The 19,374-nt window shown below is 47.5% G+C and carries 16 protein-coding genes; 4 read left to right on the top strand and 12 right to left on the bottom strand.

Going from position 1 to position 19,374, the window contains the following annotated elements; genetic code table 11:
- Positions 1-4 precede the first annotated feature (4 nt).
- The 9 genes from AC3WU2_RS06870 to AC3WU2_RS06830 form a co-directional block, all read right to left on the bottom strand.
- The gene (locus AC3WU2_RS06870; protein WP_018754602.1) at positions 5-397 is read right to left on the bottom strand and encodes a GIY-YIG nuclease family protein; all 393 of its coding nucleotides are present in this window, start codon (positions 395-397) and stop codon (positions 5-7) included.
- A gap of 20 nt (positions 398-417) precedes the next feature.
- Positions 418-1,185 carry a DUF2087 domain-containing protein gene (locus AC3WU2_RS06865; RefSeq protein ID WP_492452606.1) on the bottom strand — a complete coding sequence of 256 codons (768 nt, stop codon included), beginning with the start codon at positions 1,183-1,185 and terminating at the stop codon, positions 418-420.
- Between the two features lie 128 nt (positions 1,186-1,313).
- On the bottom strand, positions 1,314-2,303 hold the full coding sequence (locus AC3WU2_RS06860) for a substrate-binding domain-containing protein (RefSeq protein WP_492452603.1): 990 nt from the start codon (positions 2,301-2,303) through the stop codon (positions 1,314-1,316).
- On the bottom strand, positions 2,300-4,072 hold the full coding sequence (locus tag AC3WU2_RS06855; RefSeq protein WP_492452601.1) for a histidine kinase: 1,773 nt from the start codon (positions 4,070-4,072) through the stop codon (positions 2,300-2,302). The genes AC3WU2_RS06860 and AC3WU2_RS06855 overlap by 4 nt, the downstream gene beginning before the upstream one ends.
- Positions 4,069-5,673 carry a response regulator gene (locus tag AC3WU2_RS06850; RefSeq protein ID WP_492452599.1) on the bottom strand — a complete coding sequence of 535 codons (1,605 nt, stop codon included), beginning with the start codon at positions 5,671-5,673 and terminating at the stop codon, positions 4,069-4,071. Before AC3WU2_RS06850 ends, AC3WU2_RS06855 begins: the two co-directional genes overlap by 4 nt.
- A gap of 103 nt (positions 5,674-5,776) precedes the next feature.
- Positions 5,777-6,739, bottom strand: coding sequence for an ABC transporter substrate-binding protein (locus AC3WU2_RS06845; RefSeq protein WP_492452597.1), 963 nt, complete (start codon positions 6,737-6,739; stop codon positions 5,777-5,779).
- 71 nt (positions 6,740-6,810) lie between these two features.
- A complete protein-coding gene (locus tag AC3WU2_RS06840) occupies positions 6,811-7,809 on the bottom strand; it encodes an ABC transporter permease (protein WP_492452594.1) in 999 nt (332 codons plus the stop codon).
- A 28-nt stretch (positions 7,810-7,837) separates the two neighbouring features.
- Positions 7,838-9,337 (bottom strand): sugar ABC transporter ATP-binding protein, encoded by a 1,500-nt coding sequence (locus tag AC3WU2_RS06835; RefSeq protein WP_492452592.1) that lies wholly within the window; start codon positions 9,335-9,337, stop codon positions 7,838-7,840.
- Between the two features lie 169 nt (positions 9,338-9,506).
- Positions 9,507-9,863 (bottom strand): DUF2085 domain-containing protein, encoded by a 357-nt coding sequence (locus AC3WU2_RS06830; RefSeq protein WP_492452590.1) that lies wholly within the window; start codon positions 9,861-9,863, stop codon positions 9,507-9,509.
- 434 nt (positions 9,864-10,297) lie between these two features.
- Here AC3WU2_RS06830 and AC3WU2_RS06825 point away from each other — a divergent pair, with 434 nt between their 5' ends.
- Positions 10,298-11,311, top strand: a complete 1,014-nt coding sequence (locus tag AC3WU2_RS06825; protein ID WP_492452588.1) for a tagatose 1,6-diphosphate aldolase — start codon at positions 10,298-10,300, stop codon at positions 11,309-11,311.
- A 65-nt stretch (positions 11,312-11,376) separates the two neighbouring features.
- On the opposite strand, the gene AC3WU2_RS06820 is transcribed toward AC3WU2_RS06825, so the two are convergent.
- Positions 11,377-12,261 (bottom strand): TetR/AcrR family transcriptional regulator, encoded by an 885-nt coding sequence (locus AC3WU2_RS06820; protein ID WP_492452586.1) that lies wholly within the window; start codon positions 12,259-12,261, stop codon positions 11,377-11,379.
- 15 nt (positions 12,262-12,276) lie between these two features.
- Entirely contained in the window at positions 12,277-15,495 is a 3,219-nt protein-coding gene (locus AC3WU2_RS06815; RefSeq protein WP_492452584.1) for an efflux RND transporter permease subunit, read from the bottom strand.
- Between the two features lie 287 nt (positions 15,496-15,782).
- On the opposite strand from AC3WU2_RS06815, the gene AC3WU2_RS06810 reads away from it, so the two are divergent.
- The 3 genes from AC3WU2_RS06810 (at position 15,783) to AC3WU2_RS06800 (ending at position 18,072) form a co-directional block, all read left to right on the top strand.
- The gene (locus tag AC3WU2_RS06810; RefSeq protein ID WP_492452582.1) at positions 15,783-16,037 is read left to right on the top strand and encodes a hypothetical protein; all 255 of its coding nucleotides are present in this window, start codon (positions 15,783-15,785) and stop codon (positions 16,035-16,037) included.
- A gap of 22 nt (positions 16,038-16,059) precedes the next feature.
- A complete protein-coding gene (locus tag AC3WU2_RS06805; RefSeq protein WP_492452580.1) occupies positions 16,060-16,440 on the top strand; it encodes a YxeA family protein in 381 nt (126 codons plus the stop codon).
- Positions 16,441-17,538: 1,098 nt separating this feature from the next.
- On the top strand, positions 17,539-18,072 hold the full coding sequence (locus AC3WU2_RS06800) for a hypothetical protein (protein ID WP_492452578.1): 534 nt from the start codon (positions 17,539-17,541) through the stop codon (positions 18,070-18,072).
- 119 nt (positions 18,073-18,191) lie between these two features.
- Here AC3WU2_RS06800 and AC3WU2_RS06795 read toward each other — a convergent pair whose 3' ends face one another.
- Positions 18,192-19,370 carry a pyridoxal phosphate-dependent aminotransferase gene (locus AC3WU2_RS06795; protein ID WP_492452576.1) on the bottom strand — a complete coding sequence of 393 codons (1,179 nt, stop codon included), beginning with the start codon at positions 19,368-19,370 and terminating at the stop codon, positions 18,192-18,194.
- Between the last annotated feature and the right edge of the window lie 4 nt (positions 19,371-19,374).

Here is a 19,374-nt window from a genome sequence, read left to right as displayed (position 1 = left end):
TGGTCTATCCTTTTACCCGAGGTGCTTTGAGATACCCTTGGTCTCCGTAGGGTTGCAGCTTCTCAGCCCACAATTCCTCTAGCACTTTAATCTCCGACTCATATTCCTTAAGCTCCTCCTCCGTGGAATACGTCTCAACAGAGGGCTTGAGTTGTTCGATCACCTCGAACGTAAAGGCTTCTTCCCCATATTGATTCCAATCTTGCTGCAGAGCCTTGTTCATATGCGACCCCATTTTCAACTGGAACGTGTGCCGATTCCAGATCGTGTCGAGATACATACTGCTGCCGAGTAGAATTTTGCCATTTTCCTTATTTTGAATTTGATACACGCCCATTGGACGCAGCGTCTGTCCTATTTGCTTCGCAAGTTGTTTGCGTGTTTGTTTCTCTGTCATGTTCAACCTTCCTTCCAGCTTTATTGAACCTTCACCCAATAGGAGCTCCCATCTTCAAGACGATCTAAGAAGCTGTATTCGATGAGGTATCTGCGCAGCGTAACGAAGTCGTCACTTGCTGTCTTCAGCACTTCATTCACTTCGTGCTCCGTATATTTGCGATTCCGTTCGAACCGCTGCATGAGATGCATTAGAATCGACATCTTGCGTTTTTCCTTACGCGGGAACTCTGTGAGTCTGCCATCTGTACCGTCTGGAAAATACTTATTAATGATAGACTCATGTTCTTGCTCCGTAATGGCATACCGCTCATCCAGGCTCGTCGCCGTACGCGGCACCGCCATGAATTTGGGCCGCTCTGCGCCGCCCTTCCCCTCCGCCAACTCCATAATCGCGAGGAAGATACGGGCTTGCTTCATCTTCTCTCGCATCGAGAAGCGGTGGTTGCGAATCGTCGAAGCACTGCCGCCCTGCTCTTTGACGATTTCATTATCGTTCATGCCGTCGTAGAAGCGCTGTACCAAATCTTTCTGAAGATCGGTAAGTCCCGTCAGCTTCTTATCCATGCCGATCAAGACGTCGAACATGGAATCATGTTGCCGCGCAACATGCACTTGAGCAAATTTCTTCGCTTCATACATGACACCTTCATCGGTATAGATAATTCCGGTGGTGAATGCTTCACCACATACAAGACATATATATTGATCCTGAGCTGCATCATAGACATAACCTTGCTTCAATTGTTCAACAGTAGCGCTCCAGAACAATTCATTCACTTCACTCACATAAACACATCCTAATAACGTTTGTAATTTATATAGATATGATAACAAAATGTCTATAATATATCAATGTCCGATATGAGAAAACCTCTTTCGTGGTATCTCCCAGGCCTTCACAGACCGGGTTCCATCTATTCTACAAACGGAAACAACAGCTTCTGATTTTCGCTCGAATACATATTTTCCTTGGTAATCACCTTCGAGCCCGTATCGATTCGCGGACTCACACGTTTCCCATCGATAGCCTCAACCGCCGTCTTTACGGCAGAATACCCCATGTTGAAAGGCTTCTGAATGACCGTCGCCAGCAGTACGCCGTCCTCTAGCATCCGAATCTCACCCATCGAGCTATCGATGCCGACAGCAACGACCTGTGATTGCATCTTCAGATCTTGAATCGCTTTGCCAATGCCGAACGTGGTCGGTTCGTTCAATCCGATAATCGCCCTCAAGTTCGGCTTCGTCTTGAGCAGCGACTTCGCAATATCATAAGAGGTCTGAACGGATCCATTGCTGTAGTACGGGCCGAGCAGGGTGTAGTTCCCGTATCGGTGCAGAATCTCAAGCGCCCCGCTCTCTCGCTCCATTGCCGTAGCCGATTCCTTGACGAAATTAATCACCGCAATCTCCGCATGCGAATCCACATGCGTACGCAAGATTTCTGCCGTCCGCCTGCCCGCATCGGTATTATCCGTTCCGATGAAGCTCTTCGAGATCCCGCCATTGAGACCTGAGTCGACCGTAATGAGTGTAATGCCAGCAGCCACAATTTCCTTCGCAACGGGAACAATTCGATTATAGTCTGTCGCAGCCAGAATAATGGCTTTCGGCTTCTTCTTGATCGCTTCTTGCAGCAGCGCAATCTGTTCATCCACATCCACTTCCGCTCTCGTCCCCATCACTTCGATCTCAGCATCAAATTCCTTCGCGGCGCTAGCCACACCTTGGCGCATCACCTGCCAGAACTCAATCGTCGGGTCGATTGCCTTCGGCACGTAAATAATTGTCTTCTGTCCCGAGCCAAGTTCATGCGATACAATACGGAATCCGACCCAGCCCATGGCGATAACTCCGAGGAGCACAACCGAGATGAGCCTGATGCGTGTCCATCCCCTTCTCATGCTTCACCCTCCAATCGCAGCAGGGGAATCCGTAAAGTTACGATCATCCCCTCTTCCAGTTCACTCTCGAACCTGAGCCCGTAAGCTGCTCCAAAATTCAGCTTGACCCGGTGATCCACATTTACAACCCCAACACCATTTCCGCTCTTACTCTCCACTTTACGTTCCAGTAATGTTCGTGCTTGCTCCGAATCCATTCCAATGCCGTCATCGAATACTTGCAACTCGATGTCATCATCTACTCTTTTACCGGTGATTCGGATATGTCCTGACTCTGGCTTATGCTTCATTCCATGATAAATCGCATTCTCAACAATCGGCTGAAGCACGAGCTTCAGAATCTGGCAGTTGCCAATGTCCTCGTCGACTTCAATCGAATAGGTGAACTTTTTGCGATACCTCATCATCTGAATGGTCAAATAATTATGTATATGCTCCAGCTCGACGGAGATCGGAATGAGTTCATCCCCCTTGCTGATCGTCGAGCGAAGCAGCTTGGACAATGCCGAAGTCATATCCACGACTTCCTCCATCTTGCCCATCTCGGCCATCCAAATGATCGAATCCAATGTGTTATACAGGAAATGCGGCTGTATTTGTGCTTGAAGCGCTTTCAATTCACTCACCCGCTTCATTTCCTGCTCCTCGACAACCTGGTTCATCAACTCCTTGATCTTACTGATCATAATATTAAAGGTTCGCGCCAGCTTGCCAATCTCGTTCGTGTTATCAATCTCGACCCGAATATCGAAATCTCCTCGTTCTGCGAGCTTCATGTTCATCTCGAGCTTCTTCAGCGGCTTCGTGAGAGCATAGGAGAGCACAATGGAGATGGCGAGCGCCGCAATGAGACAGATGATCCCCCATAGTGCCGAAGTATACTGAATTTGCCGCTTGTTCCCGACGAGCTCATCCGGGTAGGTGACACTGACAATTTTCCAACCAAAACTCGTCGTATCTACGGTATAGATTTTCTTGTCACTCCCCTCCCCCAACGTCATCGAGCCATTCCACGTCTGTAATACCTTATCCAGCTGTTCCGACTTGAGCTGCGAATAGACGAGCTGCTGCTGTGGATGATAGACGAGATCGCCCGTCGGATCCACGATAAAGACATACCCGCGTTTCCCGAGCTCGATCTGCTTACAGAGGTTATTAATCAGCTTGTAATTCAGATCGACAAGCAAGACACCGCCGATCGTGTCATCTGTAGCAGGCAGCTCTCTGCTGATCGATACAACCCATCGATACTCATCACGAAAAATACGCTGCACATGCGATGAAGAGATATAGGCCTGATCTGTCCCAATGACCTTTTTATACCAGTCCTGCTCCTTGATCTGTGCAATCGAATTGAAATCAGCATGCTCGCGGTTCGATACGATCTCATCGCCTCTATCGCTAATAAACAGGATCGAAGAGATATCATCTCTGGAGGTGACAATCGAATTGAAATACTGGCTCACCTGTTTCTTCATTAAAGGCTTCACAAAGGCAGGCTCGTTCTGCTTAAGATACCGCTGCAAATCGTTGCTTCGCATCGCCAGCGCAGCGATACTCTCCATATTGCTGATGTAGGTCTGAATGTTCACTTTGACTTGTTCAATAAGCTGAGAGGTGTATTCTAAGGAGTTGTGGGTCACGGCGTCTGAGGAGAGCTTGTAGGTGCTATAGCTGAGGAGCGCCGTGGTACATAAAATGAGGCAGGAAAATGCTATGGCAATATGCGTGTGAATGCTGTGGTGTCTGAGCGGATTCCAGCCGTTCATACGACGCCGCTCCCTTTGTTCGTTTGTCTGAATTCCTTCGGCGTCATTCCCATATTCCGCTTGAAGATAACGCTGAAGTATTGCGGATCGCCATACCCGACGCGGGCTGCGATTTCATAGGTTTTCAAGTTGGTAATGGTGAGCAATTCTTTGGCTTTCTCAAGCCGCACACGGGTCAAATACTCCACAAAGGTCTCGCCGGTATGCTGTTTAAAGGTAGCGCTGAAGTAGCTGATACTCATGAAGATATGATTGCATAATTGATTAAGCGAGAAATTCTCATCCCCATACTGCTCTCGAATATAGGCTTCGGCCAACTGCATCTGGGAGCTCGCCATCGTAGAACGCTGCTCAGATAACTGCTGAATCATGTTGTGGCACAGTTCTTCCAGATAAGTCCGTGCCTCGTCGAGCGTTCGGAAATGTTTCACTTGAGCGAAAGGATCGCCCTGCAGCATCGTCGATAACTCGAATCCGATGTCTGCCACGAAGTTCATAAGGGAGACCAGCAGCTGATAAATCGTGCTCCGGCATTGATCTATCGGACAGGAGAAGCTCTTCAGTTCATCGAACCAATCACGAAGCACCCCAGAGACAACATGACTCTTACCTGTTTTCATCGCTGCGAGCATATTTTTCTCCCAAGCTGTATACCTTGTGTGATCCCACCCATTGCCATATTCTAGATCCTGAATCGAGATAACCTTATCCTTGCCGAGCAAGAAACGGTAATCAAGCGATGATAGCGCTTCCTGAAATGATTTTGAAATCTCAGCGAGATCTGTACATTTACGCCCGATCCCAATCGTGAGCGTCAGCTTCAAGTACCGTTCAATACTGCTGCGGACTTGCTCTGACCAGAGCTGTGCTTTCACTTCCAACTCTTCAAGGGGTCCGGACAGGATGGCTGCAATTTTATCATCCCGTGTCTGGAAGACGACTCCGCCATTTTCTTGCTCGAGCTGCTCTTGCATGATATTAAATGCCGCGAACCGGAGCAGCGCATCATCGCCTTTGTTATCGCTCACCTTCGTATCCAGTTCACCTACCAATGCGATATAGGTCGGACCGGGCAAGGTAATCTGAAAATGCTGAAGCTTCGGCTCGAACACCTCTCGCTTCATCCGGGATGCCGTAAGACTCTCCAAGAACCGTTCCCGCAGCAGCGGAAAGCTCTGATTCAATTGGATTCGTAGTGCGCTCAGATCTTCTCGCTGCTTACATTCAATATCAAGCTCCTGCTTCATCTTACCTAGAAATTCATTGAATTCCTTCGAATTAATCGGCTTAAGCAAATAGTCATTCACTTTTAGCTGAAGGGCCTGCTTCGCATAATCGAAATCTTCATAGCCGGTGACAATCACGACTTTGACATCTCGATAACGCTCGAATACCTCGCGCGTCAGCTCCAGACCATCCATAAATGGCATGCAAATGTCCGTAATAATGACATCCGGTCTTTGCTGCTCAATCGCCGCAAGTGCGTCTCTTCCATTATCATAATCACCAATGAATTCAAATCCGCAAGCCTGCCAATCGGTCTTTCGCTTAATGCCTTCGCGAACTTCATCTTCATCGTCCACCAAGATGATTCGATACATGACGTGCCCCCTCTGCTCTCGGATTGGTCATATCTTAGCAATAGCATAATAGAGGCTGCCCCGATGGGCAACCTCTAATTTGTTCGGATGTATTCGGATTCGATTAATCGTACAGCAGCGGTTTGATCTCATCGGAATCGATGTTGTTCTTGTCATACCAGTGGAAGCCGGTATCGATGTTTTTGTCTACTGCTTCACCTTTTATCGCCATGACAGCGGCTTTAACGGACCAGTAACCAATACCGATTGGATCTTGTGTGATGGCTCCTGCCATGGTTCCGCTACGTACAGCATCCGTCTGCTGCTTCCCGGAGTCATAACCGATAATCGTAATCTGGCCATTTTTCTTCAGCTCGTTCACGGCATTGACAACCCCAATTGCAGAGCCCTCATTGGCACCGAAGAAGCCTTTAAGGTTCGGATGCGCCTGCATAATTGCCTTCGCGAGGTCGGTCGACTTCAACTGGTCCCCACCGCCGTATTGGATATCGACGATTTTAATATTGGGATATTTCGATTCGATCTGATTCTTGAAGCCATCGCGACGATCGATGCCCGTGCGGCTCGTCTGGTCATGGACGATCAACGCGACTTCGCCGGAGCTTCCGATGAATTCAGCCATCTTATCTGCTGCGAGCGCAGCCGCCTTCACGTTGTCCGTCGCAGCTGTAGCGACCGGGATATCGCTATCCACCCCGGAGTCAAAGCCAATGACCGGGATATTGTTCGATTTCGCTTTCTCCAGCAGCGGTAATGCCGCTTTGCTATCCAGCGCCGCGAACGCGATGGCACTTGGTTTCTTATCTAATGCCGTCTGCAGCATTTCAATTTGTTTGTCGACCTGCGATTCGGTCTCCGGGCCTTCGAAGGTAATTTTCACGTCGAATTCCTTCGCCGCTTTCTCCGCACCGCTCTTCACCGCTTGCCAGAATTGATGTTGGAACCCTTTCGAGATGACTGGAATGTATGTCTTACCGTCCCCTTTGTCTCCACTTGAACAAGCGCCTAGTACAGTTGTCAAAGACAACATCATCGCCAGCAGGATGAACCATTGTTTCCGTTTCATGCTCGTTTCCCCCTCAATTATTATCATGTTCCTATATCACTCTGCACCGCAGAGAAGATACCTTACCCAGCTTACCGTTTACGTCGGCGAAGAATATCCGCATACACCGCAAGAATAATGACAAACCCAACTATCACCGTCTGCCACTCCGGTGCAACTGAGAGAATACGCAGCCCATTCGTCAATACACTCATGATCAACGCACCGATGACGGTACCCAGAATCGAACCGGCGCCGCCGCTCAGGGAAGTGCCGCCAATCACGACCGCTGCAATCGCATCGAGCTCATAGCCGCTGCCGAGTGCAGGCTGAGCGGAATTGAGACGTGATGCCATCAAGATACCTGCAATGCCACTGAATACCCCTGTCATCGTATAAATCACGATTTTCCAACGAACGGTATTCACGCCGGATAAGCGTGTTGCCTCTTCATTACTGCCGAGCGCAAAGGTATAACGACCAATTAAAGTTTTCGTGAGAATAATGCTCGCGAGCACGCCCAGCCCTAGGAAGATCAGAATCGCATTCGGAATGCCTGGAATCAGCTTCCCCATCGAAATTTTGGCGAAATTCGGATAATCATTGAAGTAGATCGGCTTGGTTCCCGAAATGACAAGGGATAATCCCTTCGTAATCATCATCATGGCAAGTGTCGCGATGAACGGCGGAATCTTCATCTTCGCAACCATGAGGCCACTCGTTAATCCGCACAACGCTCCCGCTAGAATCCCCCCAATAACACCGAGAGGCAGCGATACATGCCAGAAATTAATGATCACACCTGCCATGACCGACGAGAACGTCATGACCGTACCAACCGAGAGATCAATCCCTCCGGTGATAATAACGAAGGTGGAACCGAGCGCGAGCACGCCAATGACGGCCGTAGATAGCATGATCCCTACCAGATTATCGAAGACGAAGAAATTGCTAGACGATAAAGAGAAGAAGACAATCAATACAATCAAGCTGGCGAAGGCTAGAATCTTCTGCTTCGCACCAGACCCTGCGACAGCCTTCTTCTGGTGCGTCTGAACTGGCTGTTTCTCTACAATGGTAGTACCCTTCATAACATGAACCCCTTCCCGTTATCCTTCTCTATCCACTGATTCGCATCGTAGCCAGCCGCATAATCTCTTCCTGCGTCGCCTCTTCTCTACTCAACTCACCGGTAATCCGTCCCTCACACATGACGATCACACGATGGCTCATCCGCAGAATCTCCGGCAGCTCCGAAGAGATCATAATGATCGACTTCCCTTCACTTGCCAACTGTTCTAATAGCTTGTAGATTTCAGCTTTAGCACCAACATCAATCCCGCGCGTCGGTTCATCGAAGATAAGCACCTGGCAATCTCGTGTCAGCCATTTCCCAATAACGACCTTCTGCTGATTGCCGCCAGAGAGGAACTTCACGGTCTGATGTACACCCGGGGTCTTAATGGATAAGGCCTCGGTATAGAACTCTGCGTTGCGATGCATCTCCTTCGTTCGCATCCAACCAAGCCGTCTGAATCTGGCATAGTTCGAGATCGCGATATTCTCTCGTACATCCATATCCACGAGCAGCCCGTATCGCTTGCGGTCTTCGGACAAATAACCGATCCCGTGTCTAACTGCATCATGCGGATTTCGTATGCGCACCTGCTGACCTTGCATGCGAATCTTCCCTTGATCCACGGGATCCGCTCCGAATATCGCACGTGCGACCTCGGTTCGACCTGCGCCCATGAGTCCAGCGAACCCGACAATTTCTCCTTTTCTCACATGGAAATGGATATCCTTAAGCTCCTTACCACGAGAAATCCCCTCCACTTCGAGCACCATCTCGGCATCCGAAGAAGTTGCTTCAATCTGTGCCTTGTTAAAGAGCTCGCGACCTACCATCATGCTAATGATCTGATCGATCGTTACTGATTCCGTGAGGACGGTATCCACATAACAGCCATCTCGCATGACCGTAATTCGGTCTGTAATCTGCTTAAGCTCTTCCATTCGGTGCGATATATATACAATACCAACGCCTTTCTGGCGCAATTGCTCAATCATACGGAACAGCTCCTGAATTTCCGAGTCTGTTAATGCTGCCGTCGGCTCATCCATGATCAGGACTTCTGCTTGAAAGGACAGCGCCTTCGCAATCTCCACCATTTGCTGCTTTGCAACTGACAATTCCGATACTTTGATCCGCGGATCTATCTTCACATTCATCTGATCGAGCAGCACCTGTACGCGTCGGTTCAACTCTTGATCATCAACGAACAACCCGAGATAACGCGGTTCACGACCAATATACATGTTCTGTGCCACCGTCAGATGCGGCATGAGATTCAGCTCTTGATGGATAATGCTAATCCCTAATTGCTGCGCGGTCCGCGTATCCGGAATGTCCACTTCCTGTCCTTTGAAAAGAATGCGTCCCGCATCCTTCTTATAAACACCTGTCGCGATTTTCATCATCGTCGACTTGCCAGCTCCATTCTCCCCGACAAGCGCATGCACCTCACCAGCCAATAGCTCAAACTGACATCGGTCTAAGGCGTGTACACCTGGAAAATGCTTGTCGATTCCTTCCATGCGCAGCAGCGCTTCGCTCATCGTTATATCCCCCCCGCTATCTTGTAAACTTATTGTAGGACCAAAGTCACTGACATGAAATGGAATAATCTCTGTAAAAAAGTTTATTATTTTATGTTTTCACCCTCTAAAAATAAAAAAGAAACGTTCCGATCGTCCCTTACTTGAACGATAAAACGCTTCTTTCGACTTACCATAAACTTCGAATCCATGTAAATAACCAAGCATAACATCCAATCAGTCCGCATCCGCCTAGTATTCCGGTAATCAATCGCCGCCAATTGCTTGATTCCTTCACCTTAAGCCGCTGAAGCAGCCAGTCGATGAACATAATACCTAAGCCAATCAAGCTGACACCAAGTGTGATCCGAACGGACATCAGCAAAAGAATGACCATACCGATTTGACCAAGAATAACCCCCGTACAACGTGCGCAGATCGGGAACTGATAACCTTGCCAGGCAAAGCTGCGGTCCGCTCGCTGATGACAACCGGATTGGCAGCCAATCCGCATAAGACGCAGCCAAATCGCATCTTTTCGTGACAAAGTGGTCGGTCCCATTACTTAAATCTGGCTCCGCATGATACACACATCCGGGATGCTTTCGACTTGCTCTTCCCCATCCCGCATAGCCCACACAAAAAGCCAATTGGCCCGAGTATCAAAAATCCAAGACACCCTTTCCCTGCACCGAAACCTTTCGTCTCCGTCTCCGAGATAATTTGGATTTGATCACTGCCACACTTTGGACAACCCATCTTCATTCCCCTCTCATGTCTTAAACTCTCCAACAACGTATTATGTACCTTCCTCCCGTTCAAGCAACGACTAAACGAGGGAATTTATGGATAAAATCCATAGTTATAACATATCATAATCCCAGTTTACGCGCGATGAAAATGCGCGATGTCTTTGAAAAAAATGTTGATTCATGTTGAAATTTACACATATATGAATTCTACAAATAAGGAGTGACAACCATGCAAATGCAACGCGGAAAATTCGAAGGATTACAGCAATTATCCAATAAACAAGGCATTATTGCCGCCTTAGCGATTGACCAACGGGGATCGATGAAGAAGATGATTCAGAAGGTTAAAGGCGACGATTACCGGATCGAACAAGTCCATGCCTTCAAAGCAGCTGTCTCTCGCGAGCTAACTCCTTATGTTAGTGCGATTCTACTCGATCTGGAGACAGGTTCCGAAGGAATCAAGACCAAAGCTGCAGATGCTGGACTCCTCTTGTCTTACGAGAAAACAGGCTACGACGCTACTGAACCGGGTCGATTGCCTGACCTCATCGCAGATCTGTCTGCGCTACGAATTCAAGAACATGGCGGGCATGCCGTCAAAATATTAGTCTACTACGATCCGAGTGAACCTGCTGAGATTAACGAACAAAAGCATGCCTTTCTAGAACGTGTAGGCGCGGAGTGCAAAGCCGTCGATATCCCGCTGTTCGTAGAGCCGATCGTCTATGATGCGGACATTGCCGATGACAAGAGCTTGGAATTCGCGAGATTGAAGCCGGCCAAAGTTAAAGAGACGATCAAAGAATTCACGAAGCCTCGTTATGCCATTGACGTGCTGAAGCTCGAAGTTCCGGTCAATTTCAACTATGTCGAAGGATTTGCGAAAGGTGAGATTGCTTATACGCAAGCTGAAGCAGCGGCGCACTTCAAGGAAGCTTCCGATCTAGCGACCGTGCCGTTCATCTACCTTAGCGCCGGCGTCACCTCCGAACTCTTCCGGGAGACGGTTGCATTCGCGGCCACAGCAGGCGCGAACTTCTGCGGCGTCTTATGCGGCCGAGCCACTTGGTTCGACGGTGTTGCTGCGTATGGTGAAGGCGGCGAAGCAGGGCTCGCCACTTGGCTGCAAACAAAAGGGAAAGAGAATATCGATCTGCTTAATGCTGAGCTCGAGCGTGGCGCTAAACCGTGGTGGTCCGTCTATGGATCATCGGTAGATGATATCGAAGTGATTGGTTAACCATTCTTTTCTAATAAATTGAAGAAAAAAGAGGCGGCCCTTGAGATTAGGACCGCCTCTTCTATTTATTTCAGTTCTATTTCCAGCGCATGGAGGCACGGAAGCAGTTCGGGCTGCTCGAACGTACGCAGATACGCGATCAGCCCTTTCATAATGAGCCGCTGTGGTTCCGGCTTGGCCCACTCTTCATCCAGCACATCGCAGCAAGCCAAGAGTTCGGCCTGTACTGGCGACGTACCTGGCATGTCACTTACGAGCTGTCGTAACTGATTTAACGCTTGATCCACGGGCGAGATCAACTGTCCTCGCCCTTCCTCCGCCATTTTCATAAAATTACGCATGTTGCCCATGGACAGGATCGGCTTCCCACCCTGCTTCATCATCCCTTGCACCACATCATCCAATCGCTCCATGAAGAACGCGATCAGACGTTCAGGCTCGAATTTCTTACGATACAACAGCATGTAGCTCGTATAATCGGCCACAATCGCTTGGAAGATCGTCGAAGCATCGATGGCATACGGCTCTGCTGCTTCGCCGAAAATCTCCACGATACTTTCATAGAACCAATACAGTGTCATGGACTTCGACTTGAACATGAATCGATGCATCTCTTCATTGATCTGAATCGCCTGCTCGTTCATCATCATCACGATGAATTCCTGATGCTGCATGATCTGCTCGAGCTGGAGCATCAATTGTCTCGATAATCGATCCCGCGGCGAGAGGCTCTGATCCTTCGCCACGGACAACATTTCGCGTGTCATGAGATCATAATAATGTTCAAAGGCCGAGATCAGCACATCTTCCTTAGACTTGAAGTAGAAGTACAGCGAGCCTTTAGCGATGCCGAGCACGTCCGCAATCTCTTGAATCGATGTCGCATGAAATCCTTTCTGCGCGAAGCATTTCATCGCGGCTTCTAATATCAGCACTCGTTTTGAATTCAATTTGAACACGTCTCCTTAGATCATTTCCTCGCGTTCTTTTTTGCGGAACCGCATTAAGAATTCATACACGACTGGCACGATCACAAGGGTGAGCAGCGTCGAGCTTGTCAGACCGCCGATGACCGTTACCCCAAGACCTTTCGAGATAATCCCTGCACCCTCAAATCCGAGCGCTAACGGAATTAATGCACCAATCGTCGCAAGTGCTGTCATAAGGATCGGGCGAAGACGAGTCACTGCTGCTTCGAGAAGCGCTTCACGCGTCGTAAGTCCTTCCCGCTCTTTATGAATAACACGGTCGAGCAATACGATCGCATTCGTCACGACAATACCAATGAGCATCAATGCGCCCATCATCGCGGATACACTGATGGTCTCGCCTGCAAGCCAGAGCGCTACAAGTGCACCAATGATCGCGAACGGCAAGGAGAATAGGATCGCCAGTGGAGCGAGTGCGCCACCAAATGTCACGACAAGGACGAAGTAGACAATCGCAATCGCTGCAGCCATCGCAAGACCGAGTTGAGTAAAGGTCTCTGTAATTTGCTCCGTTACACCGCCGAATTCAACCTTAACTGTCGAAGGCAGGTTCAGTGCGTCAATACTCGTCTTCAGATTCGTAGATGCTTTGGACACATCCGCCGTTGTCATATCCGCTGTGACACTGACGAACATCCGGTCATCTTTGCGTGTAATTGTGTTCGGCGATTCGCCTTCCTTCACTTCTACAACATCTTTGATCGGTACTTCCATACCAAGTGGGGAAGTGATTTTCGTATTTTTGATATCATCAATATTCGCATATTTCTTCTCGTCTACTTGAACGTAGACTTTGTATTCCTTGCCTTCGTTCTCAATCGTCGTTAGCACAGGACGTTCCCGAACAGGACTTAGCTTCATCGCAACTTGCCCTGCCGTCAATCCCAGCTTGCTGAGCTTCTCTTGATCAGCAACAAGCGTGTACTGCGCATACGTCTGCTTCATGCTTGACTCGACTTTTTCGAAGGTCTTATCCTTTTTCATAACCTCTTCAATCTTCTCAACAGCTGGCTTAATGTCGGTTAGGGAATCCCCGTATACCGTCAAGGTCATCTTGCTGCCGCCAAAGCTGCCAGCACCCATGTCCATCTGCTTCCACTGCCCCTCGGACGGAGCCGCTTGCTTAATGCCTTCGACGAGTGCTTTCTGCTCCTCTGCGAAGTTCTTCGTCTTTGGATCGTAAATCACATAGAACAACGCGGAATTCGAAGACCCGCCACCCATACTCATCATCGGATTGCCGCTAGAGCCAATCGAATATTGTATCTTCTCGACGCCTTCACGCTTCATTATAAATTTCTCCGCTTCAAGCGCATGCTTCTCGACATCTGCACGGAGTTCTCCCGGTGCTGGGGAGTACGTGACCATGACCATCTTCTCTTCTTGTTCAGGCAAGAAGCTTACACCGACCGCTTTGGTTAAGAACAAGCTGCCTACAAGCAATAGAATCGCCGCGCCGAATGTAATGAGTTTATGGTTCAAACACCACGTCAACACACGTTTGTAGAAATTCCCCAAAACGCCAGGCTTATCATCATGATTTTTCGCATTCTTGATGCCATTCTTGAACATCTGATGTCCCAGCATCGGTACGATCGTAATCGCTACGAGCAGGGAAGCAAGCAATGCGAACACCATCGTGAGCGCGAATGGCATGAATAACTCACCAACCATGCCGCTAACAAGCGCTAATGGCAGGAATACGGCAATCGTTACAATGGTCGAAGACATGATCGGCATGAACATTTCTTTCGTCGCTTCCAGGATCAATGCTTTACCCTTAAGCTTCTCGGAGCTTAACGTCATTCTTCGGTATATATTCTCAATAACGACAATCGAGTCATCCACGACCCGTCCGATGGCTACCGTCATGGCGCCTAGCGACATCATATTCAGCGTAATGTCCATTTCACGCAGTACGAGTATCCCAATAAGCAAGGACAATGGAATCGAAATGATAGAGATGATTGTTGTCCGGAAGTTACGTAAGAACAACAAAATAATAATGACCGCGAATAATGCACCGAATGCAGCCTTACTCAACATCGTGGATACAGATTGCTCAATCGGTTTCCCTTGATCGAGCATAACAACGAGTTTCATCCCTTTATAATCTTGCTCGAACTTTTCCGACTGCTTCTTCACGGCATTCACGACTTCAACCGTGTTCGCATCCGCGGCTTTTACAATTTGAATACTGATCGATTCCTTGCCGTTCGTGCGAGAGATCGATTCAGCTTTGCTCACCAATTGAATATCTGCAATATCCTTCAAGGCGACAGTCGGCAAGCCCGCAGGCATCCCTGCCGCTGCTCCAGCACCTGCTTGCGCCCCGCCTGCAGGCATTTGTCCTGCAACTGCTGTATTCCCCGCTGCGCCACCGGCTGGCATTCCTGCTTTACCTGCCCCCATCGGTGCGCCTTGCGCTCCGCTTGGTGTTCCTGCTGCGCTTGGGATGAGTGGAATACGAATTGCCTTCAAATCATCCAAGCTTTGCACATTCCCGTCGACAACGATTGTCTTTTGGGATTTGCCCATCTCGAAGAGACCAAGCGGCACATTGAGTGCCGATCCTTGCACAATCCCTTTTACAGTATCGTCAGAAAGACCGAGCTCCTTCATTTTGGCCTGATTAAACGTCAGCTGTACTTCCTTCAACTGCTGTCCAGCAATCGAAACATCGGAGACCCCATTCAGACCCTCGAAGCTTGGTTTCACTTCGTTCTCGATGACCTTCGTCAGCTCTTCCATCGACAAAGATTCGTCCGATACACTGAGCGTAATGACTGGGAAAGTGTTCATGCTTATTCGCGAAATCGATGTATCTTGCGCCCCGTCGGGCAACGCTACCGTCGATGCTGCCTCGCGAATATCCGAGGCGGCCTTCTCCATATCCAGTCCATAATCATATTCCACCGTGATGGCAGACACGTTCTCCATCGAAGTCGATGTCACGGTTTTCACACCGGATAAATTTTTGAACCTTTGTTCGAGCGGTTTCGATATTTTATCGACGACCTCTTCTGGCGCTGCGCCTGGATACACCGTCATGACCTGTAGTACCGGCAGATCCAGATTCGGAAGCGTCTCTTGCTTCATCGTCATTCCCGCATACAATCCTGCCACCGTGACAATAATGGTCAGGATCCAAATCGCGAATTTGTTATTCAACGAAAAACGGATAATACTCTTCACGTTTCTTCCTCCCCTAAATATTCTCTTTTTCAACCATTTGACCAGTTGTTCAATCTAATATTTAGTATATCTAATCGATTTCTATTAATCAAATTTACGCGAGTTGAATGACCGTTCAATCACTTAGCATGCCTAAATTACAAAGATGTAAGAATCATGAAAGTTAAATCTATGGTTCCACATTTGAATCCATCGTAAGCTTAATACATCACAACGAGACAACATGTTGGCACCATATCCACACGAAACATGGCGCTAACTTATCCCATTTTGAAAGGAAGATCACTATGCACACACTTATTATTCTCGCAGGTATAGCATTGTTTCTTATTCCCGCATTTCTATTCGTTATTCATATCGCACTCATGATTTGGGCTTTCCGAGATGCTTCTGAACGTTATCAAGATAACACGGTCGCTTGGATTATTACAGCCGTCCTGTTCTGGTTCCCTATTATCGGCATCATTGTCTATATGTTCGTGCGCAAAGAGCGCCCACAACCGCCACAGCATCGTTACAATAATCAAGAGCAATACATTTAATGTCAGAAGGGAGATTCCTACTATGAAAACATCGACCAAATTCATTTCCGTTCTTGCCGTGATCTTCATCGTGATGCTCGGAGGCGCTGCAGCCGTATCGAAATATGCGCCCGAGCACAATCCCTTCCTGAAAGGTAATGATTACTTCACGATCGTCGGTGATTCCTATAAGGAAAAGACTGATAAAGATTCGGACGGCAGCGAACATACTCGATATCTCTATGACCTGCCTGGCGTCGATAAAGACGGCAAAAAGAAGAATCTTGAATTTACAGCAAACAAAGTACTACGTAAGGATGCTTATCTCGCCGTTACGATCAAAGCTGATGTCGTGACCCATTGGGAAGAAGTCCAAGCGAGCGATATCCCGACGGCAGCAAAACCTGTACTCGCGGCAAAATAAGATAGCAAAGAAACCCGGCAGCATGCTGCCGGGTTTTTCTGCATATATCATTCTTAATTTATTCGCGTGCTATGCCCAAAAAAAGATGTGTTCTTTAATGTTTCGCTTGAGGAAAAAGGTGATATGTCTCTAGCTACAAAATATTGGATAAGAGTTTCTTATCAGGGAATGAACCATCACCTCCAGTCGATGAAGAAGGTGATATATATCCGCCGACACATGAAGATAATATTCATTGGGATAAAAGCGTTGTTTTGTTCCATAAAACAGGTTGTTCGTTTAGGGGGGAAAGGAAATGTACGATTTGCGGAATAAAATTATTAAATTCTTGGACTGATTTTGAGTGTGGAAATTGTTTAGAAGAGAAATAGTGTTCAACTACCATGAAAAAACGGGTCAACTTTCATGCTCTGTGGTGCATTGCAGCGATGCATGGATGGCTAACGGGACACAAACGGTCTTTTTTATACGCTCTTTTCGTATATATTGTTGCTCTTGTCCACTTATGTTACAATATGAGAACATAAGTTTGCATTAAGGGGGAGATTTACAATAGAATGGTTGGAAGTGTACGAATATTTAAATGACCTGCCACTGCCTGTAAAAAGACGAATCATATAACTATTGCAAGCATGAGGTCGGCATGTTAATTATCAACTTTACGCGTAATTTTCCGGTTTCTTAGTCCGACTAAACCATCAATAAGTAACCCTACTAGGAAGAAAGAAATGAAATGCATGATATAAGCAGGGTAAAGGACTTGAATTGCCGCACTGTCTCCATTCATCGGTACGCTCTCATAATTGAGTATCCAGTGTCGAAAGGGCTCTACGTAGACCATATAGTTTAAAACGGGATTTAAACCGATCAGAAGAATATTTTTGTTGTCATACCCTAAGTAGTTATGCAAGCAAATTGCAATGCTTACTAGCGAAAACCAAAATGCAGCTCTTTTGAAAAGCACACACACCACCACCATTTAGTTGATTTAGCTATGTTATACCAATTTATGTATGGTGGGGTATATTCCTTTAGCAACAATTCTTACGGTATACTCGTCTAAATTATGAATTAAAGTTAAAATTTAGGAGGTATGATATGAGGAGGAAAACAGTTATAACAGTTGGGACGATAGTGATGGTTTTATGTGGAACTATATATTTTTCTCAATCTTCTCGTGAACTAATGAGTACAAATGTAGTGGCTAAAGGAGTAGAAGCAGAATTAGACGAATCACAGCTCATATCAAAAGTACGTTCAGTGCTTAATCAGTACGAAATTGCAGCAAAAAATCATGATGTAGAAAGCCTATTTCAACTCTCATTAGATCTTAGTTGGCCAAACCCAGAACAATTCAAAGAAAATTTAGAAATTCTTAATGAGAAAGTTTTTAAATTTGAAACGATCAACCTTGAAAAAGTTGAACAAGATCTATACCATGCAACTGTACTTGCTGAGACTGAATCTTTGAAAGAAACACAAATGGAAGTACCCGTATTAAATTTAAACGGACAATGGAAAGTCATTGTTGGGCAAGATCTTGATGATAGTAAACAAGCAAAATCACTAACTAATTCTAAAAGTCAAGTAATTAAATCTGCAGATTTTTACAAAAATTACTTTACTAACTAATGATAAATAATTCAACTGAGATTCAACCTAAAGGCACCAGTGATACATTTTTGATCAAGAGCCCTTTTTGACATTATTTCTGGAGCAACGTTGCTTATTAAGCTACCGTACGCCATCACTTACCCATTCTTCCTCTGATTTCGCAGAAAATAATCCATACGCTGCAAAGCCTCAGCTAATTGACTGGAGGAGGCCGCGTAGCAGCAGCGCAGATGTCCTTCTCCACCCGGTCCGAACACATCTCCTGGAATAGCCGCAACCTTAGCTTCCTCAAGCAATCTCTTCGCAAACTGTTGAGAGCTCATTCCCGTATGAGCGATGGAGGGAAAAGCATATAAGGCTCCTTCCGGTTCCTTACAGGGCAGGCCGATATCTTTTAACCCTTGAACGAATTTGCGTCTGCGTTGATCGTAGGACTGAATCATCCTGTCTTTCTCTTCCATACAGCTACGCAAGCATTCCAGAGCAGCGATCTGCCCAAGAACTGGCGCGCATATCGCGGTATATTGGTGTATCTTCGTCATTGCACCGATCAAATCAGAGTGACCGCAGGCGTAGCCGATCCGCCACCCCGTCATTGCAAAGGCTTTGGAAAATCCACTGATCACAATCGTACGATCCTTCATTCCTGGAAGAGAAGCGAGACTGACATGCTTCTGTTCATAGGTGAGCTCGGCATAAATCTCATCGGATAATACGATTAGATTATGCTCTTCAATAAGCTTGGCAATCGGCAGCCAATCGTCATACGTCATAATAGCTCCGGTCGGGTTGTTCGGAAAATTCACCACAAGCACCTTGGAACGCGGCGTTATCGCTTGACGCAAAGCTTCTGCCGTCAGCTTGAAGCCTTTGGAGGCAGATAACGGGATCTCGACCACCGTTCCGCCATTCAGAAGGGCAATAGGTGTATAGACAACATAATTAGGAACAGGAACGAGAACCTCGTCGCCGGAAGTGATCAATGCGCGAAGCGCTAGATCAATCGCCTCGCTGCCGCCAACAGTGATCAGTACTTCCTTAGAAGGCTCATAGGCCAACCGCCAGCCTTCGTACAAATAGTCGGCTATAGCCTCCCGAAGTGCCATTAACCCCTCGTTCGGCGTATAGGTCATGTTCTCCGCCTCCAGCATGCGCATGCATGCCTCTCTGGCGTGCTTGGGTGTCCGGAAGTCCGGTTCTCCTACGCCAAGTGAGATCACACGTGGATTTGCATTGACTGCGTTGAAAAACTGTCGAATCCCAGACGGCGGCATCGTACGCGCCAATGGGGACAAGAATGCACTCGTTCCGTTCATATCG

The sequence above is a fragment of the Paenibacillus sp. EB106-05-06-XG162 genome (assembly GCF_058791655.1).
Note: the sequence above shows the minus strand (reverse complement) of the source record. Positions and strands in the feature narration are given on the sequence as shown.